Below are 262 nucleotides of genomic sequence, written 5' to 3'. Positions count from 1 at the left end.
TATTGCGCGTCGTCGAACCCGTAATAGTCCTGGGCGAAGAAGATGTGGCCGCTCATCTCGCCGGCCAGCGGCGCATGGGTTTCCTTCATCTTGGTCTTCACCAGGCTGTGCCCGGTCTTCCACATCAGCGGCTTGCCGCCCAGCTCGGCGATTCGGTCGAACAGCATCTGCGATGCCTTCACATCGGCGATGATCGTCGCGCCCGGCTCCACGCGCAGGACGGGTTCCGCCAATATGGACAGAAGCTGATCGCCCCAGATCA

At 61.8% G+C, this 262-nt stretch carries 1 pseudogene; it reads right to left on the bottom strand.

The window, feature by feature from the left end:
• Window positions 1–262 (bottom strand): annotated as a pseudogene (locus tag NLU14_RS22205) (phosphomannomutase/phosphoglucomutase); the annotation flags it as partial.

Source organism: Marinobacter iranensis (assembly GCF_029207565.1).
In the GTDB taxonomy this organism is placed as follows: domain Bacteria; phylum Pseudomonadota; class Gammaproteobacteria; order Pseudomonadales; family Oleiphilaceae; genus Marinobacter; species Marinobacter iranensis.
This window is presented reverse-complemented; position numbering and strand designations above follow the sequence as displayed.